This is a genomic window from Paenibacillus sp. sgz302190 (assembly GCF_059820445.1).
Genome location: NZ_JBZYAO010000017.1, coordinates 1 through 25,463, shown reverse-complemented (window position 1 = coordinate 25,463; position 25,463 = coordinate 1). Strand labels below are relative to the sequence as shown.

Annotated in this window: 26 protein-coding genes; 20 read left to right on the top strand and 6 right to left on the bottom strand. The window is 53.8% G+C overall.

The genetic code is table 11. From position 1 onward, the window contains the following. The first annotated feature begins 39 nt into the window (after positions 1 to 39). The 8 genes from AC6RNO_RS19365 to AC6RNO_RS19330 all read left to right on the top strand — a co-directional run bounded on the left by AC6RNO_RS19365 (position 40) and on the right by AC6RNO_RS19330 (position 8,180). Complete coding sequence (locus tag AC6RNO_RS19365) at positions 40 to 1,395, top strand: radical SAM protein (protein ID WP_497106427.1); 1,356 nt, start codon at positions 40 to 42, stop codon at positions 1,393 to 1,395. Between the two features lie 111 nt (positions 1,396 to 1,506). Then, the gene (locus AC6RNO_RS19360; RefSeq protein ID WP_474681882.1) at positions 1,507 to 2,607 is read left to right on the top strand and encodes a TIGR04053 family radical SAM/SPASM domain-containing protein; all 1,101 of its coding nucleotides are present in this window, start codon (positions 1,507 to 1,509) and stop codon (positions 2,605 to 2,607) included. Positions 2,608 to 2,778: 171 nt separating this feature from the next. Beyond that, positions 2,779 to 3,891: an ABC transporter substrate-binding protein gene (locus tag AC6RNO_RS19355; RefSeq protein ID WP_497106426.1), complete on the top strand. Its 1,113-nt coding sequence runs from the start codon at positions 2,779 to 2,781 to the stop codon at positions 3,889 to 3,891. Positions 3,892 to 3,926: 35 nt separating this feature from the next. Further along, positions 3,927 to 4,964: an iron chelate uptake ABC transporter family permease subunit gene (locus AC6RNO_RS19350; RefSeq protein WP_497106425.1), complete on the top strand. Its 1,038-nt coding sequence runs from the start codon at positions 3,927 to 3,929 to the stop codon at positions 4,962 to 4,964. Further along, the gene (locus tag AC6RNO_RS19345) at positions 4,964 to 5,737 is read left to right on the top strand and encodes an ATP-binding cassette domain-containing protein (protein WP_497106424.1); all 774 of its coding nucleotides are present in this window, start codon (positions 4,964 to 4,966) and stop codon (positions 5,735 to 5,737) included. The genes AC6RNO_RS19350 and AC6RNO_RS19345 overlap by 1 nt, the downstream gene beginning before the upstream one ends. Before the next feature lie 13 nt (positions 5,738 to 5,750). Continuing rightward, the gene (locus AC6RNO_RS19340; protein ID WP_497106423.1) at positions 5,751 to 6,491 is read left to right on the top strand and encodes a methyltransferase domain-containing protein; all 741 of its coding nucleotides are present in this window, start codon (positions 5,751 to 5,753) and stop codon (positions 6,489 to 6,491) included. Between the two features lie 88 nt (positions 6,492 to 6,579). Next, positions 6,580 to 7,452 (top strand): GyrI-like domain-containing protein, encoded by an 873-nt coding sequence (locus AC6RNO_RS19335; RefSeq protein ID WP_497106422.1) that lies wholly within the window; start codon positions 6,580 to 6,582, stop codon positions 7,450 to 7,452. A 230-nt stretch (positions 7,453 to 7,682) separates the two neighbouring features. Continuing rightward, positions 7,683 to 8,180, top strand: a complete 498-nt coding sequence (locus AC6RNO_RS19330; RefSeq protein WP_497106421.1) for a DinB family protein — start codon at positions 7,683 to 7,685, stop codon at positions 8,178 to 8,180. Positions 8,181 to 8,238: 58 nt separating this feature from the next. Here AC6RNO_RS19330 and AC6RNO_RS19325 read toward each other — a convergent pair whose 3' ends face one another. The 4 genes from AC6RNO_RS19325 to AC6RNO_RS19310 are packed head-to-tail and all read right to left on the bottom strand — an operon-like array spanning position 8,239 to position 11,054. Next, complete coding sequence (locus AC6RNO_RS19325) at positions 8,239 to 8,772, bottom strand: redoxin domain-containing protein (protein ID WP_497106420.1); 534 nt, start codon at positions 8,770 to 8,772, stop codon at positions 8,239 to 8,241. A 32-nt stretch (positions 8,773 to 8,804) separates the two neighbouring features. Then, positions 8,805 to 9,239 carry a FixH family protein gene (locus AC6RNO_RS19320; RefSeq protein WP_497106419.1) on the bottom strand — a complete coding sequence of 145 codons (435 nt, stop codon included), beginning with the start codon at positions 9,237 to 9,239 and terminating at the stop codon, positions 8,805 to 8,807. 16 nt (positions 9,240 to 9,255) lie between these two features. Then, complete coding sequence (locus tag AC6RNO_RS19315; protein ID WP_497106418.1) at positions 9,256 to 10,050, bottom strand: ATP-binding cassette domain-containing protein; 795 nt, start codon at positions 10,048 to 10,050, stop codon at positions 9,256 to 9,258. Next, entirely contained in the window at positions 10,044 to 11,054 is a 1,011-nt protein-coding gene (locus AC6RNO_RS19310) for an ABC transporter permease subunit (protein ID WP_497106417.1), read from the bottom strand. The genes AC6RNO_RS19315 and AC6RNO_RS19310 overlap by 7 nt, the downstream gene beginning before the upstream one ends. A 394-nt stretch (positions 11,055 to 11,448) precedes the next feature. Here AC6RNO_RS19310 and AC6RNO_RS19305 point away from each other — a divergent pair, with 394 nt between their 5' ends. From AC6RNO_RS19305 to AC6RNO_RS19270, 8 genes are all read left to right on the top strand, one after another. Next, a complete protein-coding gene (locus AC6RNO_RS19305; RefSeq protein WP_497106416.1) occupies positions 11,449 to 12,531 on the top strand; it encodes an ABC transporter substrate-binding protein in 1,083 nt (360 codons plus the stop codon). An 18-nt stretch (positions 12,532 to 12,549) separates the two neighbouring features. Beyond that, positions 12,550 to 12,750 (top strand): hypothetical protein, encoded by a 201-nt coding sequence (locus AC6RNO_RS19300; RefSeq protein WP_497106415.1) that lies wholly within the window; start codon positions 12,550 to 12,552, stop codon positions 12,748 to 12,750. A gap of 10 nt (positions 12,751 to 12,760) precedes the next feature. After that, positions 12,761 to 13,771 carry a cysteine synthase A gene (cysK, locus tag AC6RNO_RS19295; RefSeq protein WP_497106414.1) on the top strand — a complete coding sequence of 337 codons (1,011 nt, stop codon included), beginning with the start codon at positions 12,761 to 12,763 and terminating at the stop codon, positions 13,769 to 13,771. Positions 13,772 to 13,838: 67 nt separating this feature from the next. Further along, the gene (hemA, locus tag AC6RNO_RS19290) at positions 13,839 to 15,059 is read left to right on the top strand and encodes a 5-aminolevulinate synthase (protein WP_497106413.1); all 1,221 of its coding nucleotides are present in this window, start codon (positions 13,839 to 13,841) and stop codon (positions 15,057 to 15,059) included. A gap of 14 nt (positions 15,060 to 15,073) precedes the next feature. Beyond that, a complete protein-coding gene (locus AC6RNO_RS19285; protein ID WP_497106412.1) occupies positions 15,074 to 15,571 on the top strand; it encodes a GNAT family N-acetyltransferase in 498 nt (165 codons plus the stop codon). Positions 15,572 to 15,585: 14 nt separating this feature from the next. After that, a complete protein-coding gene (locus AC6RNO_RS19280) occupies positions 15,586 to 16,662 on the top strand; it encodes a Gfo/Idh/MocA family oxidoreductase (RefSeq protein ID WP_497106411.1) in 1,077 nt (358 codons plus the stop codon). 74 nt (positions 16,663 to 16,736) lie between these two features. Beyond that, positions 16,737 to 17,900, top strand: a complete 1,164-nt coding sequence (locus AC6RNO_RS19275; protein ID WP_497106498.1) for an MFS transporter — start codon at positions 16,737 to 16,739, stop codon at positions 17,898 to 17,900. Positions 17,901 to 18,514: 614 nt separating this feature from the next. Beyond that, positions 18,515 to 18,826: a hypothetical protein gene (locus AC6RNO_RS19270; RefSeq protein WP_497106410.1), complete on the top strand. Its 312-nt coding sequence runs from the start codon at positions 18,515 to 18,517 to the stop codon at positions 18,824 to 18,826. A 194-nt stretch (positions 18,827 to 19,020) separates the two neighbouring features. On the opposite strand, the gene AC6RNO_RS19265 is transcribed toward AC6RNO_RS19270, so the two are convergent. Continuing rightward, a complete protein-coding gene (locus tag AC6RNO_RS19265) occupies positions 19,021 to 19,602 on the bottom strand; it encodes a TetR family transcriptional regulator (protein ID WP_497106409.1) in 582 nt (193 codons plus the stop codon). A gap of 281 nt (positions 19,603 to 19,883) precedes the next feature. On the opposite strand from AC6RNO_RS19265, the gene AC6RNO_RS19260 reads away from it, so the two are divergent. Beyond that, a complete protein-coding gene (locus AC6RNO_RS19260; protein ID WP_497106408.1) occupies positions 19,884 to 21,164 on the top strand; it encodes an MFS transporter in 1,281 nt (426 codons plus the stop codon). A gap of 54 nt (positions 21,165 to 21,218) precedes the next feature. After that, positions 21,219 to 22,160, top strand: coding sequence for an alpha/beta fold hydrolase (locus AC6RNO_RS19255; RefSeq protein WP_488436195.1), 942 nt, complete (start codon positions 21,219 to 21,221; stop codon positions 22,158 to 22,160). Between the two features lie 56 nt (positions 22,161 to 22,216). Here AC6RNO_RS19255 and AC6RNO_RS19250 read toward each other — a convergent pair whose 3' ends face one another. Continuing rightward, on the bottom strand, positions 22,217 to 23,104 hold the full coding sequence (locus AC6RNO_RS19250) for a LysR family transcriptional regulator (protein ID WP_488436194.1): 888 nt from the start codon (positions 23,102 to 23,104) through the stop codon (positions 22,217 to 22,219). Positions 23,105 to 23,303: 199 nt separating this feature from the next. Between AC6RNO_RS19250 and AC6RNO_RS19245 the strand changes: the two genes are divergently transcribed. Both AC6RNO_RS19245 and AC6RNO_RS19240 read left to right on the top strand, forming a co-directional pair. Beyond that, positions 23,304 to 24,512: an MFS transporter gene (locus tag AC6RNO_RS19245; RefSeq protein WP_497106407.1), complete on the top strand. Its 1,209-nt coding sequence runs from the start codon at positions 23,304 to 23,306 to the stop codon at positions 24,510 to 24,512. 22 nt (positions 24,513 to 24,534) lie between these two features. After that, positions 24,535 to 24,915, top strand: a complete 381-nt coding sequence (locus AC6RNO_RS19240; protein WP_497106406.1) for a VOC family protein — start codon at positions 24,535 to 24,537, stop codon at positions 24,913 to 24,915. Positions 24,916 to 25,463: the final 548 nt, after the last annotated feature.

The window sequence follows — 25,463 nt, the reverse complement described above, 5'->3', positions numbered from 1 at the left end:
ATTGCTAAAATGAGAGATTCAGATAGGTTGTGAACTGGAATGTCGGATCACTGGGTTCCTTCCCGTTTTACTCGCAGTGTTCGAATCGATGGCAAAGGCAGGATGCTTTACAACACCTATACCGGAGCGATGGCGGCCGTCCCGCCCGAGGAAGAAGCGGAAGCATGCCGCTTGCTTGAGGGAAGGGAAGCGACAGCGGCATCGGCGGGATTAGCGGCCGAATTGCGCGAAGCCGGCTTTCTTGTGCCGGCAATGACGGATGAGCTGCGGCAAGCGCAGCAGCTTCACGATGCCCAGAAGGAAGCGGCATCCATGCACCTTGTGATCATGCCGACCGAGGCGTGCAATTTTCGCTGTACGTATTGCTATCAATCTTTCCCGCGGGGAGCGATGAGCCGGGAGACGATTGATGGTCTCAAGGCTTACGTCCGGGAGGCAGCGGCCCGGATTGATCATCTGTCGGTCAGCTGGTTCGGAGGCGAACCGCTGCTTGTGCCCGGCACGATCGATGAACTATCCGATTGCTTCATGGAAAGTTGTTCGCGGAACGGCGCCGGCTACTCGGCGGACATGTCAACCAACGGGTATTATTTGACCAAGGAGCGAATGAGGCAGCTGCTGGACCGGAACATTACCCGATACATGGTTACATTGGATGGAACTGCTGCGGTTCACGATCAGCGAAGAAGGCTGCTTGGCGGCGGGAAAACGTATGAAACGATTATCGGAAATTTGCTGGAACTGCGCAGCCTCGACGCTTCGTTTACGATGGATCTTCGCGTCAACTTTGACGCAGATAACGTGGAAGAAGTACCCGGATTTCTCAAGCGGTTGTCCGAATGGTTTGGAGGCGACAGCCGGTTTCAGCTCCTGGTCAGACCGATTGGCCGTTGGGGCGGACCACAGGACGATCGGATTCCCGTTTGTGACAGGACGGCGTCCGATAAGCACCTCTGGGAAATGATGGATTACGGCTTGGAACAAGGGCTGACCGTTAGCGAGACAATTGCAGACGCACTTATGCCTTCAGGGTCCGTATGTTATGCCGCCAAGCCTAATTCGCTTGTCATTGGGACGGACGGACAGCTGTATAAATGCTCCGTCGCATTCGATGACGAGATAAATCAAGTCGGAAGGCTGTCCAAGGATGGGCGTATGGAGCTCGATATGGACAAATTATCGCTATGGACAAGCTCGGGCGAAGACAAGGATGCGGTATGCCGCTCTTGTTTTTTTCGCCCTGCCTGCCAGGGCAACCATTGCCCGTTATATCGGATGCGCACGGGAAAACGTCCTTGTCCGCATGAGAAAAGGAAAATGAAGCGAGTGTTGAGCCTGCTGTGGAAACAGGCAGATCGATACAAGGGAGGCGAATCAGGAGATGAAGCTTATTAGACCTGCCATAACATCGGCCCAAGCATTGAAGTCCGGGAAAATTTTGAAATCGGTGCCCGGAAATTTAAAATAAAACCCGTGATGTTTGAAAAGCGCGAAAGGAGGGACCACATGTCGTTCTTAGTCAAGGAACGAGATTATAACGACAATCCGTTTATCGTCATTTGGGAGGTAACCCGGGCGTGCGCCTTGAAATGTTTGCATTGCCGGGCGGAAGCGCAGTATAAGGCGGATGCCCGGCAGCTTACGTTTGAGGAAGGGAAACGGTTGATCGACAGCATTGCGGAGATGGACCATCCGCTTTTCGTGTTCACCGGGGGAGATCCGCTAATGCGGCCCGATTTGTTCGAACTTGCCCGATATGCGATCGATCGGAAGAAGCTGTCCGTCTCCATGACGCCTAGCGCAACGCCAAAAGTAACGCGCGAAGCGATTCGAACAGCCAAGGAGGTTGGATTGTCTCGTTGGGCCTTCAGTCTGGATGGGTCGCGCGCAGACATACATGATCATTTTCGAGGAACGAAAGGTTCTTACGATCTAACGATGAGAGGCATCGATTATTTGCAGCAATTGCAAATTCCTATCCAGGTGAACACGACGGTCTCGAAGTACAATCTCCACGATCTTGAGGCGATTGCGGAGAAGGTTAAAGAGATGGGAGCGGTGCTTTGGAGCGTTTTTTTTCTGGTGCCGACCGGTCGCGGGATGGAAAAAGATATGATTTCCCCGGCGCAGCACGAAGACGTCATGAAATGGTTATGCCGGGTTCAGCAAAGCATGCCATACGGCGTCAAAGCAACGGAAGCGCCGCATTACCGCAGAGTATTCCTGCAAGAGCAGCGGCGTTTGGGAGCAAATCAAGCCCAAGCAGGCGTAAAACGTGCGGATGTGCTCGGTCGTGCGCATAAAGGGGTCAATGACGGGGATGGCTTCGTCTTCATCAGCCATATCGGCGATGTTTATCCTAGCGGTTTCCTGCCTGTAAGCTGCGGGAATGTCCGTGAGCGGGCACTGACGGACATTTATCGCAATTCTCCCGTTTTGAAGCAGCTGCGCGACAAGTCGTTGTTAAAGGGCAAATGCGGAGTTTGCGAATTCAAGGAGCTTTGCGGCGGCTCCAGAGCCAGAGCCTATGCGGCAACGGGTGATTATTTGGAAAGCGATCCTTATTGCGCTTATGTGCCGAAAGCGTGGGAGAATCAGGCTTATTAAAAAATGGATACAGAAATTTATCAAAAGACTGCTTATGGCGGCCTTTTTCTTTTTTTGTTTACTAAATAAATCTCGTTTTATATAATGATCTATGATTTATATCATTTATAACTAAATATATTTAATTATAAAATACATATCAGCACGATTCTACAAGATAGGAGAAAATAGATGAAAACCAACAGATCCCTTTTAACCTTATTCGTATGTGCTTTGCTGCTAATGCTCTCGCTGAGCGGTTGCGGCAGCGCTGCGAATACAGCCAAAGAACCTCAGACCGAGGCGCAAGCCGGCGAGTCCGCCCGTCAAACTTATACCATTGTCGATCAACTGGGCCGCACTGTAGAAATTCCTCAACATGTCAAAAGAATCGTTGCTCTGCAGCATCACACTTTGGATATTATGCTTGAACTGCAAGCTCAAGATAAGCTCGTAGGGGTGATGAGCGATTGGGAAAGCTTGCTCGGCAGTTATGTCGGGGATGTTTTTCCGGGAATCAAGAACTTGAAAACGCCGGGAACCATTTCGGATTTGAATGTGGAAGCTGTCGCTGATTTGAAGCCTGATGTCGTATTTATTTCCAACCAGGTGCCGAAAAAGACGATCGCGCAGCTTGAACAACTCGGCATACCTGTCGTAGGCATTACCTTATATGTGGCGGATAAAGAGCAGGCTTCGACGATACATCCCGATCTTGTCAATCCGGACGAGGCGTATACCGAAGGACTCAAACAAGCGATGACCCTTATTGGCCAAATTACGGACAAGAAAGAGAAAGCTTCCGAATTGTGGGATTATATCGTAAGCAATCGGGCTATCGTATCCAAACACCTCCGCGAAATCCCGGAGAAGGACAGAATCAAAGTGTACATGGCTAACGAGAATATGTACACGTACGGAACGGGCAAATATGTCGGCGTTGCTATGGCCAAAGCCGGCGCCCGCAACGTTGCGGAAACGATTAAAGGATATAAGCAGGTGAGCGTCGAGCAGATTGCGCAGTGGAATCCCGATGTCATCTTTGTGCAAAGCCGCTATTTGTTCGTATTGGACGAAATAAGAAAAAACAGCGCATGGGCTGAAATCAGTGCGGTCAAGAACAACAAGCTGATCATTGCGCCGGGCTATACGAAACCTTGGGGGAATCCGGCACCGGAATCGATGGCCTTGGGAGAAATCTGGCTGGCGAAAACATTGTATCCGGAAGCTTTTAAAGACGTGGACCTGGGCGCGATGGTGCAATATTTTTACAAACATTTTTACGGCATCGATTATAAAGAATAGCGAAATTTGTTGCAGAAAGGAAAGAACCATGCGCCATGTCCAACGCGGTAAAACGTTATAAGTTTGAAAAAAACAAGATGCCCAAGCTGATGGGGGTGATCTTGGTCGCTCTACCGGCAGTCATTTTCGTTCTATCTCTGATGATGGGAAAATATGATGTCGGGGCAGGGGAAGTATGCCAAATTCTTTTGAGCAAAATGTTCCCTCTGGAAAAAACCTGGGCATCTTTAACGGAAAATATCATTCTGGAAGTACGGCTTCCGCGTGTCATTGCCGCCATGCTCGTCGGCGCCGGGCTAGCGGTGTCGGGCGCTGTTTTCCAGGGTATTTTCCGGAATCCGTTAGCGTCGCCATACACGCTTGGCGTTTCCAACGGTGCCGGATTTGGCGCTGCTTTGGCCATCCTTTTGATGAATCGTTCATGGGCCGTGCAAGCTTTCGCGTTGATCTTTAGTCTCGTTTCCGTAGGCTTGACATTTTTGCTGAGCTCTAGAGCCAGAAACTCCGCCATTACATTGGTTTTAGGCGGGGTTATTGTCGGGTCTTTATTTTCGGCGCTTGTCTCGCTTATCAAATTTGTAGCGGATCCCCTTGACAAACTTCCTGCGATTGTATTTTGGCTGATGGGGAGCTTGTCGTCCGTCAGCACGTCGATGCTTTTGGCAGCGCTGCCTTTGTTTGTTATTTGCATTGTTGTTATTTGGCTGTTTCGTTGGCGGCTGAATGTATTAAGTTTGGGCGACGAAGAGGCGAAATCTTACGGCGTAGACGTCAGACGAGACCGAATCATGATCATTGTCTGCTGCAGTATGTTAACCGCCGCCGCTGTCAGCATTGCAGGTGTAATAGGCTGGGTCGGGCTGATCATTCCCCACTTGGGAAGAATGCTGGTCGGACCTGATTTCAGAAAGCTGCTGCCCGTCTGCATTTGCCTCGGCTCTTCTTATTTGCTGCTTATCGATGATTTGTGCAGAGCCTTGACAACGGTAGAAGTGCCTTTGGGCGCTATAACCGCAATGGTAGGCACGCCTTTGTTCGCTTACTTCATGCTCAGGGAGAAGGTGAACTGGTAATGAAAATAAGGGCGGACAACATCGCCTTTCAATACAAAGACGGCCGGCAAATATTTCATGACATTTCATTCGAAGTCACTTCGCCAAACGTGCTGTGCATTCTTGGATCCAATGGCGCAGGCAAAAGCACGCTGCTCAAATGCTTGGTCAATCAGCACAAACCGATAAAAGGACAAGTGTATTACGATGACAAGCCCGTTCAAAGCTACACGAACAAACAATTGGCCTCTTGTATGGCTTACATTCCGCAGATGCATGCCCCGACGTTCCCCTTTTCCGTACTGGATGTAGTGATGATGGGACGAACGGCCCATTTTGGCTATTTGGCGTCTCCGGGGAAAAGAGATATGACGATTGCTATGGACAATCTGAGTTTTTTGGGGATCGAGCATTTGGCCGGGCAGCCGTATACCCACATTTCAGGCGGCGAGCGTCAACTCGTGATGATGGCCGCCGCTTTAACCCAGCAACCGCAAATACTGCTGCTGGATGAACCGACCGCACATCTGGATTTTGGCAACCAGTTTCGTTTTCTGCAGGTCATAAAAACATTGAAAAACAAGGGAGTCGGAATCATGATGACGTCCCATTGCCCGGATCATGCTTTGGAAGCTGCCGATTATGTGGCTGTGATGAAGCATGGCAGTTTTGTTCATTATGGAGAGCCTGACGCAGTGATCACACAGAAAAACATGGAGGAACTATACGATATCCCTGTTCGAATGATTGCTATAGAAGGCAAAGAGAAAAGGAACTGTATAGCCGGAGCCTGAAAGGAGGCATCGAATGATGCAAGAACGGATTGACAGCTATTGGACAGGGCGTGCCGACGAATTCAGCGGGCTGCGGCTTGACGATTTTAAAAGCGATTTGCGCCATAAATACACGGAAGTTATTCAGGAACGCATCCCCCATTCCGGTCCGGTAAGAGTTCTTGACCTGGGCACAGGCGCCGGATTTTTTGCTTTTATTATGACTGACCTGGGCTGCGACGTTACCGGCATCGATTACTCAACCGCGATGCTGAGAAATGCCGAGACAAATGCAATAAATCTGGGCTATAACGGGATCACCTTCCGGCAGATGGATGCCCATCATCTTGATTTTCCCGACGCAAGTTTCGATTTCATTATTACCCGCAATGTGACGTGGACGCTGCATGACCCTCATCAAGCATATCGCGAAATGTACCGCGTACTCGCGCCCGGCGGCAGTATTTTGAATTTTGACGCCAACTATGGCCAAGCCTTCAAGCAAGCCGATGAAAAAGGGGAGCGTTTATGCCATCCGACGCAAACCCAGGAACAACTGAAGGAACGCAATGTTATTGCCAAATCGTTATACATTTGCGAAAAAAATCGTCCTCAGTGGGATGTGGAAGTTTTGCTCTCACTCGGTATGACATATATCGAAGTGGATATGGATATCCAAAAACGGCTCCATGACGACAAAAACCGCTATGGCAGCTATACTTCCGTCTCCAAAAGCGTGACCTCACCGCTGTTCATGGTGCATGCAAGGAAATAATGTGATGTAATCCTGCTCAATTGTGCACGAAAAGTCGGATAGTGCCGTGTCGCTTCTGCTATGTTATATATACAGGGAGGAGGTGCGCATGAATTTGCTTGAGCACATGAATCGGGCGTTAAACTATATCGAAGAAAATGTTACGCATGAGATTGACTTCAAAGAAGTGGCAAAGCTGGCTTTTTGTTCGGAATTTCATTTTAAAAGAATGTTTTCGCTGCTTGCAGGCGTAACGCTGTCCGAGTACGTTCGCCGCAGGCGCCTTACGCTTGCAGCGTTTGAGCTCAACAATAGCCGCATGAGAATCATTGACGTTGCGGTCAAATACGGATACAATTCGCCGGACTCTTTTACAAGAGCGTTCCAAAGCGTACATGGCATTACGCCGACTGAGGCCAGAATGACCGGCCAATCTTTGAAAGCTTATCCTCGGATGACTTTTCAACTATCTGTCAAAGGAGGGGAAGAAATGAATTATCGGATGGAAGAAAAAGCGGCTTTTCGCCTCATCGGCATCAAGAAAAGGGTCCCCATTATATTCCAGGGGGTCAATCCGGAGATTGCTTCCATGTGGAAAAGCTTAAACGATGAGGCGATCAGCGATCTTAAGAAGCTGTCTGACGTATCGCCATTCGGGCTGCTAAACGCATCCGTGAACTTTTCCGAAGGGCGGATGGATGAACAAGGAGAGCTGGACCATTACATCGGCGTGGCGTCAACGAAGGAGTGTCCGGATCATTGGTCATGCCTTGAAGTTCCCGCCTCGTCATGGGCTGTATTCACGGCGGTGGGGCCGTTTCCCGGTACGCTGCAGGAGGTGTGGGGCCGCATTTATTCCGAATGGTTTCCGTCCTCGGGCTATGAACAAACAAACGGGCCGGAGATTTTGTGGAACGAAAACAAAGATGTCGCGTCCCCGACTTTTAAAAGCGAAATATGGATACCTGTATGTAAAAAGTAAACGATCCATGAAGCGGCAATGGCGGAGAAATCGCCAAATGTACTTCAGCATGCCGCAAAGTCGCGGGTTTTCACGCAACCGCAATCGGTTCGAACGAACGAATGATAAGCTGCCGCTCCCGCGAGGAGCGGTTTTTTTTGGCGCGGTCAGAATTGCTGACCGTATTTGTCAGTATTTATTTGATATACTAGGCGATGTGAGTGGAAAAATGAATAGAGGAGTGTTCACGAATGTTTACCAGTATCGACGAGTTCGTAAAGGAATTCGAAATGGAATCCCAAATAACGGAAAAAGCGCTCGATGCGCTTACGGATGAATCGCTCTCGCAGGCCGTTACGGACAAGCACCGGACGCTTGGCTCCATCGCCTGGCACCTCGTGCTGTCGTACAATTACATGACCTACTTGGGGCTATCTTATGACGAGCCCTTGGCCGATGAGGCAGTACCTACATCGGCGGCCGCCATCGTCGGCGAATATCGCCGTATGAGCCGAGCTTTCCTGCGCGCCGTACGGAGTCAATGGACGGACGAGACGCTTGTGCAGGCCGTGAATATGTTCGGGGAGGACTGGCAGAACGGTGCTTCCTTGCGATTTACGCTGCGCCACGAAATCCATCATCGCGGTCAAATGACGGTGCTGATGCGTCAAGCGGGGCTGCGCGTACCGGACCTTTTGGGCCCCACGCGCGACGATTGGATCGAAAAGGGCGAGGAGCCTCGCGCTTAAAAGAGATCATGGACAGGGAGCGGCCGCCCTGTCCATTGTCTTTTTCGGCGAAGCCTGCTCACGGCCCCGCTAGCAAAGCCAACGCTTTCCGCTCCAAAGTCTGCGGATCGATGGTGCCCAGAGCGCTGTCTGCAATGACGCCGCTTTTGTCGAGAAAGAAAGTCGACGGAATCGGCCGGATCTTGTAAGCAGCCGCTGTTTGGCCGGTTGTGTCGAGCAGGACGGGGAAGCGGTAATCGTACTTTTGGACGAATTGCCGCACTTTATCCGGCGCATCGAGCGTCGTCAAATTGATCGCTACGATTTGGATCTCCGAGCCATGCGCCTGATCCAGCTTCGCGAAGCTTGGCGCTTCGTCGGCGCAGGGGCCGCACCAGGAGGCCCAGAAGTTGATGATCGTCGGCTTCCCGCGAAAGGAAGCGAGACTGTAGGATCGGGAGTCCAGATCCTCCAAATTAAAGTCGGGCGCCTTCAGCCCGACCTCGACGCCCTCGCCCGGCAGGACCGCCGGCTTGGCGGGGGGCCGGTAAAAGACGAAGGCCATGCACATGAGCATAGCCGCAACGATGGCCCATTGGGACGATCTCTTCATGGCACATATCCTCTCCGTTTCCGTCCGCCGGTTTAGCTGCCGTCCCGGACTTCGAACTTGGCCGAGATCATTTGGTGGGCCTCGGCCGTTGTCGCATGCACGAGCACGTAGTAGACGCCCGCTTCGACGAACGAACCTTTCAGCACATACCCGCCGGCCGGATCGTGCTTGGTTTGCTGCTGAATATGGTCGCCGTCAGGCTGGTCAGCTTTCCATATTTCCAGGACGACATCGGCGTCCTGAACCGCCCGGTTGCCTCGGGTCAGCGTCGCGCTTAAACTGACGGGCGCTCCGGTTTTGATCGCGGCCGGGCTCGTCGCGAATTGGAGCTTGAGCTCCTGGCCGGGCGAGCCCGCCCCGGATGCGGCGGAATTGGCGGCAGAAGCCGACCCGCAGGCCGTCAGGACGATGAAGCCGGCAGGCAGCAAAAGCAGCGAAAGCAGCGAACGCAGTTTGATAGCATTCATAACAAATCCTCATTTCTTATTCGGTTTGTTCGCATCCGACCTTCTCGGGAACGAGATGCAAAATTTCGAGAATCCGCGAGCGGTATTCGAAAAATTCCCGGCTGCTTCGCACCCTGGGCTTCAGCAGGCGGATATCGATGATATCCTTGATTTCCGCCGGCCGCGGTGTCATGACGATGACGCGGTCGCTCAAATAGACGGCTTCGTCGATGTCATGGGTGACGAGCACCATCGTCGTTCCCCGCTCGCGCCAAATGCGCAGAAGCTCATCCTGCAAATTCATGCGGGTGAACGCATCCAAAGCGCCGAGCGGTTCGTCCAGGAGCAGCACCTTGGGATTGTTGACCAGCGCGCGGGCCAGCGCGGCCCGCTGCGCCATCCCGCCCGAGAGCATGTGCGGGTATACGCTCTCGAAGCCCTTAAGCCCGACAAGCTCGATGAATGTGTCGACTTCACGGCTCGACTGCTTCAGCACGCCGCGGGCTTCCAAGCCGCTTGCTACATTGTCCCGGACGTTTTTCCACGGAAAAAGCGTCGGTTCCTGGAACACGAGGCCCCGCGTGTAATGCGGTCCGTCGATATCCTGGCCGTCCAGCGCGAGCCGTCCGGACGTCGGCCGGTCGAGGCCGGCGATCAGCCGCAGGAGCGTCGATTTGCCGCAGCCGCTCGGACCGATCAGCGATACGAATTCCCCCGCTCGAATCTCCAGATTCACATCGCTTAGCGCGATCAGGCCGGAGCCGTCCGTATTTTCAAAAACGCGGGTCACATTGCTGGCGGCGATGCTCCCTCGCTCGGCGCGCGCTACCATTTGATCAGCCCCTTTTGCCAAATCAATACTTTATCCTTCACATTGAACAGCAAAGTAATGATGCCGGAAAAAAGCAGCGCCATAATGAACAACGCCGCATATACTTTGTAATATTCGCCCCATCCCTGCGCCCACGTGATGTAGAAGCCGAGCCCGGCCTTCACGCCGAGCATTTCCGCGACGATGAGCGTGACGAAGGAGGTGCCCGTGCCCATAAACAGGCCGATGAAAATTTGCGGCAATGCGGCGGGGATTGCCACCTTGCGAATCAGGTACTGCTCGCTTGCGCCCAGCGTTTTGGCGACTTCGAAGTAAGATTTGCTTACGCCGGAAATGCCGGTCCAGGTCATAACCGTGACGGGAAACCAGGAAGCGAGCACGAGCAGGAAGACGCTGGCGGAGAAGCTCGTCGGGAACACGACCAGCACGATCGGAATCCAGGCGGTCGACGGAATCGGGCCCAGAATGCGGATGAAAGGGTTCGCCCAGTAGCGGAACTGCCGGTACCAGCCCATCAGGATGCCGGTCGTCAAGCCGAGCAGCGTGCCGATCGCATAGCCGATCGCAAGCAGCCGAACCGAGTAAGCGGTGCTGACGGCCAAGCTGCCGAATTCATGGATCAGCGCGTCTAGTACTTTGACCTGCGAGGGGAAATAGGGCATGGGCAGCAGAGCCCATTTTTGCGTCAGCAGCTCCCACACTGCGATGAGCGCGAAGCTGAGCGAAGCTAGGGGGGCGTGTTCACGCAGTTTCGCGCGCGCCTTGGGACTGCGCGTCGAAAGGAGCAGCCACCCGGCGTAGAACAGGGCGGCCAGGCCGAGCAGCGCCGCATAGGCCGCGTTGGAAGCGACGACCTGCCGGTTCGGCACGAGCGTATGGAGAAGAAGTGAAGCCGTGATGACGAGCAGCGGCAGCGCCTGCCGCGACAATGAGGTCGGAATTCGGGCGGACGCGCGCACGGCTGCAGTGCCGCCGCCAAGATACAGTTTACCTGCTGTTTTCATGGGATTGGTAACCTCCTTGGGTAAAATAAAAGACACAAACCGCTGCAAACGGTCTGTGTCTCCAGTCAACCAGTGAACACAAATGACAATAATTCCCACCAAATTAATATGAATTTAGCACCGCGTTCTCCATATGTCAATTCCATTTTTGAAAATTTCATGATTGACAGGTGCCGGAACAATGCCTAGAATAAATCCCAGATGTTGGTATTAATTGCGATTGGCTTACTCGGAATTGGTTGACCGGTTCGCTGGAAACCGAATTCTTTTCTCCTTCAGGGGGATAAGGATTTGGTTTTTTTGCGTTGATAGACGCGCTCTCGGCCCAAACAGGGCGGAGTAAGCCGTTTATCCGAGGTTCAAATTTAACGTGGAAAGGTTGGGATGGCAGGGCATGAAACAATTGACGACGGCCAAAAAAACGATCTTCGGCGGGGCATCCGCCGCAATCGCGATCCAACTGCTGACGGCCTGCGGCGCAGGCCCAACTTCGGGCCCGACTCAGGCTCCGGCGGCGGATTCCCCGCAAGCGAGCGCAGCGGCGGCCGATTCCGGCGTCAAGAAGGCCGGATTCAAGACAGGCAGCAAAATTACGGTCGCTTACTCCAGCAGCACCTGCGAAGCGCCGACCTTTGCCGCCTGGAAGAAAGGGTTTTTCGAGGCGGAAGGCTTGGAGCCCGTCATGCAGAAGATGGATTTCAACACGCTGAAAAACGGCATCGCCACAGGAAAAGTGGATGCGACGCAGGGGAATTTCTCCTGGTTCAAGCCTGCCGAGCAAGGGCTGGACGTGAAGCTGACTGGCGGACTGCACGCCGGCTGCATCCAGGCCGTCGCGCCGGCGAATTCCGGCATCGCCGCGGTGAAGGACCTCAAGGGCAAAAAGATTGGCGTCGACGCGATCGGCGGCGGTCCGATGATTACGCTGTCCATCGAGCTGAAAAAGCTGGGCATCGATCCGAAGAAAGACGTGGAGTGGCGCGTCTATCCGTCCGATCAGCTCGTGACCGCCGCAGAGAAAAAAGAGATCGACGCATTCATCGTATGGGACCCCGCCGCCCAGAAGTCGATCGACGAGAACAAATACGTCCGCATCCTCAGCAATGCGCACGATGAGCCGTACAAGTCGGGCTATTGCTGCTATTCTTTCGTCAGCGGCGAGCTGGCGAAGAAGGACCCGGAGAAAGCCGCCGCCTATACGCGCGCTATACTGAAAGCCGCAGAATGGGTGGGCACGCATCAGACGGAAGCCGCGCAGCTGGAAGTCGACAACAAGCTGGTCGGCGCCGACCTGGCTACGAACGAAAAGCTGCTGAAAGACTATTACTGGAAACCGAGCGTGAATACGGCTGTCGACAATGCCAAATTTTTTATCAATGCCCAGAAGGAACAAGGCGTGCTCGATGCTTCCACGGACGAGAAGGCGCTGGCGGATCGTCTGATTTTCAAAGCGATTCCCGATTTTAACGGGAAATAATGCGAAGGGGGTGCGGATATGAGAACAGTCCGTAAAATGTTGATCGCCGCCGCTGCTTTAACGGCGTTGGGAGCCGCGTATCGGGTTCTCCCGCATGCGATATTCGCCAAAGTGCCGGCGGCGGGTGCTGTCCAGGCAGCGGGAACGGCGGACGGGCTTCCATCCTGCCATCTGCCGGACGACGGCAGTCCGATTGTCGTTCCGGAGCAAAAGAAATGAGGGATGAAGCATGGGAAACAGGGAGAAGCTGTGCGGCAGTATTCTCGACCTGATCGGCCGCACGCCGATCGTCCGTATTAACAAGCTGACCGGCGCGGACGATGCCGAGCTCTATTTGAAGCTGGAGTGGTTCAATCCCGGCGGCAGCGTGAAGGACCGTACGGCGTACGGGATCATCCGGCAGGCGGAGAAGGACGGCCTCCTGCAGCCCGGCGGCACGATTATCGAGCTGACGAGCGGCAATACGGGGATCGGCCTGGCCGCCATTGGAGCGGTGCTCGGCTATAAGACGATCATCTATATCGGGGAGAAATACAATCGGGAACGGTTCGACCTGCTCCGCGCTTTCGGCGCCGAAATCGTTACGTTTCCGGCGGACGAAGACATCGATGCGGTCAAAGAGCGTGTGGAACAGCATCACCGGGCAACGCCGAACAGCTTTGTCGCCCATCAAGCCGAAAATCCGGCCAATCCGGCGATTCACCGGCTGACGACGGCGGAAGAAATTTTGGACCAAACGGACGGCATCCTGGACAGCTTTGTCGCTGCCTCGGGAACCGGCGGGACGATCACGGGCGTCGGCGGGAGGCTCAAGGAAGCTTTGCCCGGAGTGCAAATCTATTTGGTCGAATCGGAGAACTCGAAAGTCATTGAAGGCGAAAAACCGGGCGAGCACAAAATCTACGGCATCAGCCCGCCGCACCGCCCCGAGGTGCTCAATACGGACATCGTGGACGGCATCATTCACATCTCCGACGATCATGCCTGGCAGACGGCCCGGGAGCTTGCCCGGCAGGAAGGCATTCTTGCCGGCCCTTCCACCGGGGCCGCCGTATGGGCGGCGCTCCGGGTCGCCCGGAAGCTTGGCCAAGGCAAGCGCGTCTTGGCATTGGCGCCGGATGCGGGCGAACGCTATTTAAGTATGGGGCTGTTTGGCGGCGAGAAGCCGGATTTTGCCGAAGAGACGATAGATTTTGCAAGATCCAAAATAGATAATTCCTATTTGATAAATAGGATATAAGATGGTAAATTCAGGTTAATCCAACTAAGAATTGCTCTAAAAAAGAAAAATCCGTGGAGGGATGAACATGTACGCTGAGCTCGCTGAACAAAAGGTTAACCAACTTAAAAGCAAAGGTCACTACCGGGAGTTTGTGACGATCAACCGTCTATGTTCGCGGTATCCGCTGGCCAACGTCAACCGGCAGGAGGACCGCTCCGTAGTTGTATGGTGCAGCAATGATTATTTGGGCATGTCGCAGCACCCGGAGGTTCTGAAGGCTATGCACGAGGCGATCGAACTGTATGGGGCGGGCTCGGGAGGCTCCAGAAATATCGGGGGAACCCACCACTACTATGCGGAGCTGGAGGCGTCATTAGCCGAGTGGCACGGCAAAGAAGCCGCATTGGTATTTCCGACCGGCTACGGCTCCAACGATGCGACCATTCAATGCCTGACGCATATTTTTCCCGATTGCCTCATATTGTCGGATCAGCTGAATCACGCCTCCATCATTAACGGAATCAGCGCTTCCAAGGCGGATAAGCTCGTTTTCCGGCACAACGATGTTCGGCACCTTGAGGAACTGCTGGCATCCGTACCGAGGGAGAGGGCGAAGATCATTGTGTTCGAATCGGTATACTCCATGGATGGCGATGTGGCTCCTATACGGGAAATCGCCGCTCTGGCCAAACAATACAACGCGCTGACTTTCCTCGACGAGGTGCATGCCATAGGCATGTACGGTCCGCGGGGAGCCGGTATCGCCGCCCAGCTTGGCGCGGCGGATCAGATCGATTTTATTCAGGGCACCATGGCTAAAGCGATCGGCGTTATCGGCGGTTTTATCGCGTCTTCGGCGATTTTGATCGATACGGTCCGCTCTTTCGCTTCCGGCTTTATTTTCACGACTTCACTGCCGCCGGCCATCGTCGCCGCCTGCCTGACAAGCGTGGAGCATCTGAAGCGGTCGGAGCGGGAGAGAAGCAGCCTGCACGAGAAAACGCAGAAGCTGCGGAGAGCTCTCGCGTTGCGGGGCATTCCGGTTATGGAATCGAGCGAAACGCACATTTTGCCCGTACGGATCGGAGATGCGGAGAAATGCAAAGCTGCCGCGAAGCGTTTGCTGGACAAACATGGAATTTACCTCCAACCTATCAATTCCCCGACGGTGCCCGCAGGTACAGAACGGTTTCGGGTGAACGTTACGCCTAACCATACGGATGAACAAATTCGCAATCTTGCTGACGGACTCGTCGAGGTTTTCGAGCATTTTGAAATCCTGACTCCGGCTTTGCAGCTGCTTTAAGGGGGCGGGGAAACATGCAAACGAAAAGTCCGGCAGTGCCCAGAAAAGCCGATGAATCGGATATCGAGCGGCTGATCGAGCTGAGAAAGCATCTTCTTAGCGGAGGAGAGGGGCATTACGCGGCCCAATCTCCGGAAGAGGAGGCCGCATGGCAGAACAGTTACCGCCAGTGGCTGCGCAAAAACATCCGGGATAACCCCCATGTGCTTGTTGCCGCAGCGGCTCTGGGGGAGAAGGACGAAATCGTCGCTTGCGCCATCGGCATTATTGACGAAAGAGCGCCTATGAAAGGCATTTTGAACGGACGTTCCGGCTGGATTCAATCTGTCGTTGTGGATCTTCAGTGGCGCAGACAGGGAGTGGCGGAGCAGGTGATGGAGTACGTATTGGCGTGGTTCCGGGAGCGGGAAGTCGGGAAAATCGTCCTGCAAACGACGGACGCTGCCAAACATTTATACGAAAGGCTGGGATTTGAGGTAACGGGCGAAGATCTTTTGTACAAACAACTGTGAAGAAAGAGGGATGAATGATGAAAGTGCTGATTATCGGCTTGGGGTATGCGGGGACGCGGTTTTACAATGCCTTCAAACATCTGGAACTGCCGGGTAAAGAAAAAATAGAGGTCGCCTACGTGAGCAGAAGGCACCGCCGTCAAGATGTTCGCTATTACCATCACATTGCCAAGGCGCTTGAGGACTTCCAACCGCAGATTGTCGTGGTCAGCGTCAATGACGGCAATCACGGGGAGGTGATCCGCCAGCTGAACGGTTATTCGGGTTTTGTCATCAGCGAGAAGCCGTTTGCCGGCGTGCAGGACAATCTGGATTTGCTGGCATCGAGTTTGAAAAGCGCGTCGGGCTTCTGCCTGGACCTGGTAGAGCGTTATTCCGACGCCACCATCGCCTTGAAGCAGTATGTGAGCAGGGGCCGGCTGCGGCTTATACGGGCTAATTTTTACTGGGGCAAAGACCGGATTCATGACCTCAGGCCGACCAGCGGCGTGATCAGCGAGATTATTCACCCGCTTGATCTTGTTCAATGGATATGCGCGCCGGAGGCGGAGCTTCAATTGAAAGAAAGCCAAGGGATTCGCTCGGATTTCTCCGTCTCGGGCGACGAAGTGCTGGATAGCGCCTCGATTGCCGCCGAGCTTCAAGGGGCCGTCGTCACGGGGTACAGCAGCTTCGTGAACGTTATCCGCAAGCGGGAGATCGATTTTGTTTTTGCCTCGCCCGACAACCGGCTCGTGTATGCGGCGCTGATCTACGATACGCCTGCATGGGATTTCGATCAGCTGCGGGTATGGGAGAAGACGCCGGCAGGGGACAGGGTCATCCTGGATATCCGGACGGAGGGCGAAAAGACCAAGCCGGAGCTCCATACCATCCGCAAGCTCAGCCGGTTGGCGGCGGACGCCGCGCATTTTGTACAGAGCGGTACAAATCCTTCCCAACCGTTTGCCGATCTGCGGACGGCGCTCAATTTGCAAAAGCTGCTGAACACGATCGAGCGCGGCTCAAGAACGCTTGGGCCGGTACAGTATGTGGTAGGAGCGGAAAGAGAATCTTACTATGACGAAAGCAACTGGGAGCGCCTTGGCTAAAGCTGAAGCTGAAGTTGAAGCTGAAGCGAAGGCCGGGCGGTCCACCTATCTTGAAAACAGCGAGGAAAATAGACATGCAAAAAGTGCTGCTTCTTTCATTCGGCATGTTCGCACTCGGGCTTGACGCCTATGTGCTTGCCGGGCTGCTTCCGCTGATGGAAGCCGATTTCCGGCTCAGCGCCTCACAGCTCGGGCAGGCTGTCAGCATTTTCACACTCTGCTATGCGCTTGCCGCCCCCATTTTCGCGGCTTTGCTGGCGGGCAAACCGGTGCGGCGGATTCTTTTGATCGCGCTTGCCGTGTTCACGCTGTCCAATGCTGCGACAGCTTTAGCTCCCAGCTTTGCGCTGCTGCTTCTCTCGCGGGCGGCAGCAGGCATCGGCGCAGGCCTGTATTCTCCATTAGCCGCCGCAGCCGCGGCCTCCCTGGTTGCGCCGGAGAAGCGGGGGAGGGCGCTCGGAGCGACGCTGGGCGGCATGAGCATGGGCACCGTCATCGGCGTGCCCATCGGGCTGATGATTGCCGAACAGGCAGGCTGGCGGGGGACGCTGTGGGCCGTTACGGCGTTCGGCGCCGCAGCTATCGCCGGAATCATGCTCCGCTTCCCGGATTTTCCTGCAGCCGCACCTCCAAGCCTGCGCCAGCGGCTGGGAATGATGGCGGACGGGCGGGTGGCGGCCACGGTGGGCGTTACATTTTTGACCAGCGTGGCCAGCCTGGGATTATACACCTATGCAGCCGCTATTCTGCAGGAGCTGGCGGGCATTCGCAACATTACGGCTTATCTCTGGGCATGGGGAATCGGGGGCGTCGTCGGCAGCTTGTTCATCGGCCCGTTGATTGACCGTACCCGAAAGCCGGGAGCGCTGATGGCCGGCATTTTGGCGATCATGGCTCTGGCCATGTTCAGTCTGCCGTTCGGCATCGGTCACTTGCTGCTGGGTTTCATCCCCTTCTTCCTGTGGGGCATGACCGGGTGGGCATCGCAGGCTCCGCAACAGCATGTTCTGCTGCGGCTGCAGCCCCGGCACGGGCCGTCGGCCGTTGCGCTGAACAGCTCGGCCAATTATTTGGGCAGCTCTGTCGGCGCTTCGCTTGGCGGGGGCATCCTGCTCATCGGCTTAACGCCTTCCCAGCTTCCGTATTTGGCAGGCTGTCTTGCAACTGCGGCGCTGCTCGGTCAAGGACTGCTCATTTTGAGGAGCAAGGTTGAGACCGGGAAGACGGCCGATTTTTAAAGCTAATGGAGGACTAACGAGTTCGCGGAATTTTCAAAGTTAATGGAGGACTGGCAAGTACGCGAAAGTAATCAAGCTGACAACTGACATCGCTTCGCGCGTGTAACAGTTGCAGCGTTCATCGTTTCGGACGAGGCTTTCCAAAAGGGAGAAAACCCTTGAGGAAAGCCTTTTGTGCGCTTGGCAGCGCATCCGGCTAAAGAGTGAAAGTCTCCAGCACACCGCGAGGTGGCGGAAGTGCATAGCTGACGCATAGTGCTTTGTCCGTGAGGAGAGGTGCAGAGGATGCGAAGGCAAACCCCGGAACAGGCGGCACGCCAAGTTGGCTGACGAAGCCGGATGACCCTGCAAGAGATGGGGACGTCCAATACCACCGATGGCTTCGGAAGTTAGGAGGACTGGATTCGGGGGAAAGTCGGTTGACGTGACCCAAGGAGATCTTATCGTCTCCGCCGAGAAGCGGTAACCCTTGTCCGAAACCGTGACGGTTAAGGCGAGATTAGGGACTGTTGATGAAGTGACCGGTTAGAGGTACCAGAGGGGCAAAGCTGTCTTCCCTGACCCGCGTCTCTCCTGCATGGGGTACGGGGTTGAGTGGGGAGGAACGAGGCGACTTGGCAGGGAGAAAACCTGCAAAAATACATGAATTTGCGTCCTTGATCGCTGTCCACGAACAATTCCTGCAAAAGTGCAGGCTTTTCAGCGGGGACATGGGCTCAGGTTCACTTTCAGCGAAAATTCCTGCACTTTTGCAGGCTTTTCGCCAAAACAAGCCAATTGCAGAAGAAAAACCTGCACTTTCGCAGGTTTTCTCCCTCGCAATCTGCTTTCTGCCCATTCGTCCAGTTCCACGGCTGCACCGGGAAAAAGCGGCTGTCCCTCAAATTAGCCACACTCGTTCCCCTAGCCCTCACGGGGTTTCGTGACTTGCCCGGGCAGCTGGAAAGTGCAGGTTTTTCTGTAAAAATGGTTCGTTTCGGCGAAAAGCCTGCACGATTGTGCGGGAATATGCCGTGGGCTAGCGTATCCATTGAGCAAAAACTGTATTTTTGCAGGTTTTTTTCGCGCAGCCAGTCAGATGTTCGACCGGCTCTGGCATATGGGTTTCTCCATTGCCGATTTACTTGAGCAATGTAAGTATCGTCGCTACGCTATTTTCCGCAAATGACCGTTCGGGTCGGGATTTCATCAATACGGTAAGTCCGATCATTGAAATGACCATTGTTTGCGCCAAAGTTTTTGCATTCGCAGCTTTCTCAAGCTCCCCGGTTCGTATGCCCTGTTCAATGGCTTCTTGAAAAATTGCGGAAAGATACATCTGATGTTCCCGGGTAAGCACTTCAAATTTTGCGTCATGCGGCGCAAGTTCAACCATGACATTGAGGCAAAAACACCCCCGGTTAGGGCCTTCCTCGTATACTTCCGCCACAATGCCTTCAAAAAAGGAGCGAAACGCTTCTTTTACGGATGAACTGTTTTGAAATCGGGCGCGGACGGAGGAAGCATGGGATTGATTGTATTTGCGGAGCGCGGCTTCAAAAAGTTCTTTTTTATCTCCGAATGCCGCGTAAATGCTAGGTCGTTGAATGCCCATTCCGGACGTCAAATCGCTTAATGAGGTAGCTTCGTACCCTTTTTCCCAAAATATTTCCATAGCTGCATGCAAAGCTTTTTCTTCGTCAAATGCCCGGGGCCGTACCATATGAAATCCCCTTTTCGTATCGTTTAGTATATTATGATCTTATTATTTACAGGATATAATGTCAAATTTCAGTGCTTTATGCTTGACATCATGCGTTTGAGCGAGCTATATTTGGTTATGACAATTTTGTACTGATTGGTATATTATATTGTTCGGTACGTAATCGTCAAAGGAGATGCTGCAAATGCGATAATGAGCGAGAAATTACGGGCAAACAAGGTACTCGTCACAATAAATGCAGGGTTCGCTCGAACAACCCGAGACTTGAGGAGTGTGAAAATATGGAGAGGCTTGAAAATAGCGTGGAGAGCGCGAACGGAAATTCCAGCGGCATCGGGCTTGAAGCGAAACGGGAAGAGACCGCCGCGTTCGAATCAGGCTCCGCCGTATCGTTGCCGCGCTCGGTGGCGCTGCTGTTTGCGGTCGCCTGCGGGCTCGCCGTTGCCAACGTCTACTACGCCCAGCCGCTGCTCGACGCCATGGCGAGCGAATTCGGCATCAACCAGTCGACCGTTGGCATTGTTGTTACCATAACTCAGATCGGTTATGCGCTAGGTCTGCTGCTGCTTGTTCCGCTTGGCGATTTGTTGAATCGTCGCAGGTTGATCGTCATTCAGTCGCTGCTATCCGTGCTGGCACTGACCGTAGTTGGCATCGCCCCCAACAACACGCTGCTGTTGGCGGGCAGTGCCGCAGTCGGTTTGCTTGCAGTCGTGACGCAGGTGCTTGTAGCGTACTCGGCAGTGCTGGCTCTACCAGCCGAACGCGGCCGTGTAGTCGGGACTGTGACTAGCGGCATTGTAATCGGTATTTTGCTCGCGCGGACCGTGGCAGGTTTAATGGCCGACCTTGCCGGCTGGCGTATGATTTATTTTATTTCTGCGGCGCTGACGCTGCTCATAACGGGTCTTTTGTTCCAAGTGCTGCCGGCGCGCGACAAGGTGAAGGTTTCAACCTCTTATCCGCAGTTATTGCGCTCGGTTTTCACGTTGTTCGTTGAGGAGCCGATACTGGGCATACGCGCTTTGATCGCTCTGCTGATTTTTACCTCGACCTCGATATTATGGACTCCGATGGTATTTCCTCTCAGCGAACCGCCGCTTTCGCTTTCGCATACGGAGATCGGGTTGTTTGGCCTGGCGGGGGCAGCAGGTGCATTAGGGGCGGCTCGGGCGGGGCAGCTGGCGGATCGCGGTTTGAGTCAATGGGTCACAGGCGTCGGGCTGCTCATCATGCTGGCGTCCTGGCTGCCGGTCGGTTTGACGATGCATTCGTTATGGGCGTTGACCGTCGGTGTTATCGCCTTCGACCTCGGGCTGCAGGCCGTACACGTCGCAAATCAGAGCTTGATCTACAGCGTGCGCCCGGAAGCCCATAGCCGGCTTACCGCCGGTTATATGATTTTCTATTCCATCGGCAGCGCCATCGGTTCGATTGTCTCGACGGTCGTGTATGCATGGGCCGGATGGACCGGAGTGTGTCTGCTGGGTGCGGCAATCAGCGCTCTCGCCCTATTGTTCTGGGCGTTCACCCGGCATCTGACGCCTGAAGCGTTGACATAAGGGAGCCCACGGGTTCCCGGCTTGGTAAAAAACGACATTTAAAGGAGATGCCCAATGACTCAAAATCCGGCTATTGACAATGACAAGCTGAACGATTTCGACGGCAGCTTTCCGTTCGCTCCGCACTTCACTGACGCTCCCGGCTTCGCCATGCACTATGTCGACGAAGGGCCGCGCGAAGGCGAGACGATTCTCTGCCTTCACGGCGAGCCGACGTGGGGCTATCTTTTTCGGCATCTTATCCCGGTGCTGAGCAAGGATTACCGCGTCATCGTCCCTGACCATATGGGCTTCGGCAAAAGCGAGACGCCGCAGGACCGCAGCTACTGGCTGCAGGATCATATCGACAATCTCGAGTGGTTTGTCCTGGCGCTCGACTTGCGAGACATCACCCTCGTCATGCACGATTTTGGCGGGCCGGTAGGCATGGGTCTCGCGTCGCGTCATCCGAACCGCATCCGCCGTCTGATCTCGACCAACGGGCCAACGCCGTTCGGCCAGCCTGACCTCGTCGACAGGATGACCGCAAATGGCGGCATCTCGCCTTGGTTTCAATGGATCATGAGGGCTGAAAAGGAAGGGACCCTCGAGACTGTTCTGGGCCAGCTCGGCTTCAACATTTTAAGCACGCTCAAGCTGAACGGCTTCGAAAACAACGCGCTGATCACCGGCACCTGGCTCGCGGCTTACGGCTCGCGTTTCGCCAGCCCTGCCGACTGTCTCGGTGCGATCGGCTGGGCGAAGGGCTTCGCCACCGGCGCGCACCGATTTGAGACGCCCGACGCTGCAGCGGTGCGCGTCATCTGCGCGAAGCCGGCGCTCGCGATCTGGGGCGAGGCCGACCGCACGCTCCATGCCGAGCATTTCCTGCCGCTCTTCACCGCGCTGTTCCCGAACGCTCCCGTCCATCGGCTCGCGGGCGTAGGCCATTACTGCCTGGAAGACGCGCCGAACGAAGTCGGGCGCCTCATCGCGGACTTCATCCGGCAAAGCTAGCTTTGGGAACTAGAGATAAACATAAAAAAGAGGCACGCTGCAACGGCCTCTTTTTCCTATTCATTCGCTCCGATAAAATGGTCCGTCACAAACTGCTTGAAGCGCAGAACTGCGGGGGATACGTACATGCCCTCTACCCAGGCCATTCCGATAATGCGCCTGCATTCGGGCCAGTTTACGCGAATTTTTGCTATTTTACTTTGATCCAAGCCTTTGAGATCGGGTAGGAGCGAGACGCCCAGTCCGGCAGCGACAAGCCCTGCGACAGTGGCTACTTCTTCTCCCTCGAACGTTATTTTGGGGCTTATTCCCGCTTGAATAAACAACTGATCGGTGGTGATTCGGAGCGCATAGCCCTTTTTCAAAGAGATGAACGACTCATCTGCGATTTCGCCTAATGCAATACTCTCTCGATTCGATAAGGGGTGCCCTTTGGGAACGATGGCAAAAAGTTCCTCGCTCCATAGAGGCATCCACTGAATCGGCGATTTAGGCTCAAAAGAAGCAAGCAGGCAGAGATCCAATTCTCCTTGTTTCAGCTGCTCAAGAAGCCAGTAGGAGTGGTTTTGCCGCAGTTGAAAGTTGATATTAGGATGATGCGTGCGGAAAGAGCCGATTAAATCCGGAACAAGATTCGTACCGAGTGTATGGAGGAAGCCGAGTGAGATCTCCCCACGTTGTGGATCGACGAGTTCCTGGATCTCTTGCTTACCTTCCTGAAATTCTTTCATAATACGATTCACACGCGCTAGAAACAGGCTACCATACCGGTTTAAGCGAATGGAGCGCCCTTGACGTTCAAAAAGAGGGACGCCGAGTTCATTTTCCAGTCGGGCAATGGAACGGCTCAGGGCCGGTTGGGAGATCGACATCGTTTCCGCCGCTCGCGTCATATGCTGCAAACGTGCCAGGGTTTGAAAATATTCGAGCTGCTGCCACTCCATTCATGCTCACCTCTGGATCATCATTTGTCCAATTCATTACCCAAACGCATTAAAATAATGAAAATAATATATTATACATCATAAAAAGTCAATGATAGTATGGAGTCAAGAGCAGAACCGATAAGTTCATCCATGGAGCGAAGGATTTCGGGAGGCAGCAATCCAAGAATAGAAAGAGTTCGGGGAGGCTTCATCCAAGATGAGTTACATTCAAAAAGGCACGTCCGCCTTTCGAAAATCCAATTTTGCATTTTTCGCAGCCGGGTTCAATACGTTTGCTATTCTTTACAGCACGCAGCCGTTGATGCCCGAATTTACGAAGGAGTTTCACATTACGCCTGCAATGGCCAGTCTGTCTCTTTCCGTGACGACGATATCGCTGGCGGTAAGCATGCTGTTTTTCGGTTCCTTGTCGGAAGTGTGGGGCCGAAAGCCTATCATGCTGATCTCGATGATGGCCGCTTCCGCTTTGTCCATTTTGACCGCTTTCAGCACTACTTTTGAAGTTTTGCTGGTGGTGCGAGTCGTTCAGGGAATCGCCTTGGGCGGGCTTCCATCCATCGCCATGGCTTACCTGGGGGAAGAAATTGAGCCCAAAAGCCTCGGCGGGGCGATAGGGCTTTATATTAGCGGCAATTCCCTCGGAGCCGTTTGCGGCAGAATCATTGCCGCCACGTTGTCGGACTTGTTCAACTGGCATGCTGCAATGGGCGCGATAAGCTTCATCAGTCTTGCGGCCAGTTTGATTTTTTGGGCGAGTTTGCCGAACTCTCGCAATTTTCATTCCCGCTCGCCGGAAATCGGCAAGCTGTTCGCCTCTTTGCTCCATCATTTGAAAAATCCGGGTATGCTTTGCTTGTTCGGCATCGGTTTTCTTATCCTCGGAAGCAACGTCGCCTTGTACAACTACATCGGCTACGTGTTGGCAGCCCCGCCGTACTCCTTAAGTCAGACGTTAGTCGGGTGGGTTTTTATCGTATTTCTCGTAGGTATGGTAAGCTCAATATGGATGGCGAAGCTGGCGCAAAAGTACGGCCTCCCCAAAGTGCTGATGCTCTCTTTGCTCATTACGATGGCGGGAGCCTGTCTAACGTTAGATGCCGACCTGTGGGTTAAAATTGCAGGGCTGCCGATTTTGACGTTCGGCTTCTTCGGAAGCCACTCCGTCGCCAGCGGCTGGGTGGGGCGCATTGCTTTCCGCAATAAAGCGCAGGCTTCGTCGCTCTACCTGTTTTTTTACTATGCGGGGTCAAGTATCGGAGGAACAGCAGGCGGGCAATTTTGGACCTTGTTCGGGTGGAGCGGGGTCGTGGGGATGATCATAGGATTTCTGTTGATCGCACTTATATTTGCGGCCAGGCTCTCAAAAACGTCTACGGCCGGCCTGTATCAGTCCCAACACGGATAATGAAAAAGGAAGGGGATATTTTATGAAAATTGATCGGCTGGATCATTTGGTGCTGACAGTAAGCGATATCCAAAAGACGGCAGCGTTCTATGAAACGGTGCTCGGAATGGAAGTCGTGCAATTTGGCGACCTGCGCTACGCTTTGCGTTTTGGAAGGCAAAAGATCAACCTGCATGAGCGGGGAAAAGAATTCGAGCCGAAGGCGAATACGCCGCTGCCGGGAACGGCCGACTTATGTTTTATAGCGGAAACGCAGCTGCAAGATGTCATAACCCATCTGAGACAGTGCAACGTAAAGATCGAAGAAGGTCCGGTAACTCGAACAGGAGCCGTGGGAACCATCCGATCGATATATTTCCGCGACCCAGACCTTAATCTGATCGAAGTATCCAACTACGAGTAACGATTTAACGTAGCAAAACGCCAATCTGTTCAAAGGAGTAGAAGGCGGGCTCTATGGGGCCAACACGCTCAAAACCTTTTGGACTGCTCAATTCCAATTCGATCAGCCATGAAGCGGCCCGTTGATTACTGGAGCGATTTTACTCGGTAATTCTCACTGCTGGCGGAAGGAGTCTTCCAAGTAACGCTCAAGTATAGATTCGATGAACACCGTGGCCCGGCGCGGGTTGCAGTGCTGCACGGCGGGTGGTCATGCGGCGGCTTGGCGGGCTGGTCCGGGGTGAAAACTGCGAAAGTCGCGGCACTTTGTTAGTGTTAGGGGAACCAGTTGCGGCCCCAACGCGCACCTCTCCCGATGGAGGTCGTGGAACTGCATAACTGGGCAGGAAGCGGCTTGGCAGGGAGAAAACCTGCAAAAGTGCAGGTATTTCCCACTAGCTTTGCATCAAACCTGACATGAAAAATTTTGTTTCAAAATGTTCCTAAAATTGTATTTTATTGATACTTTTATCTGGTGGATCATTAAAAAATCTCCTATTGTGAATGTAG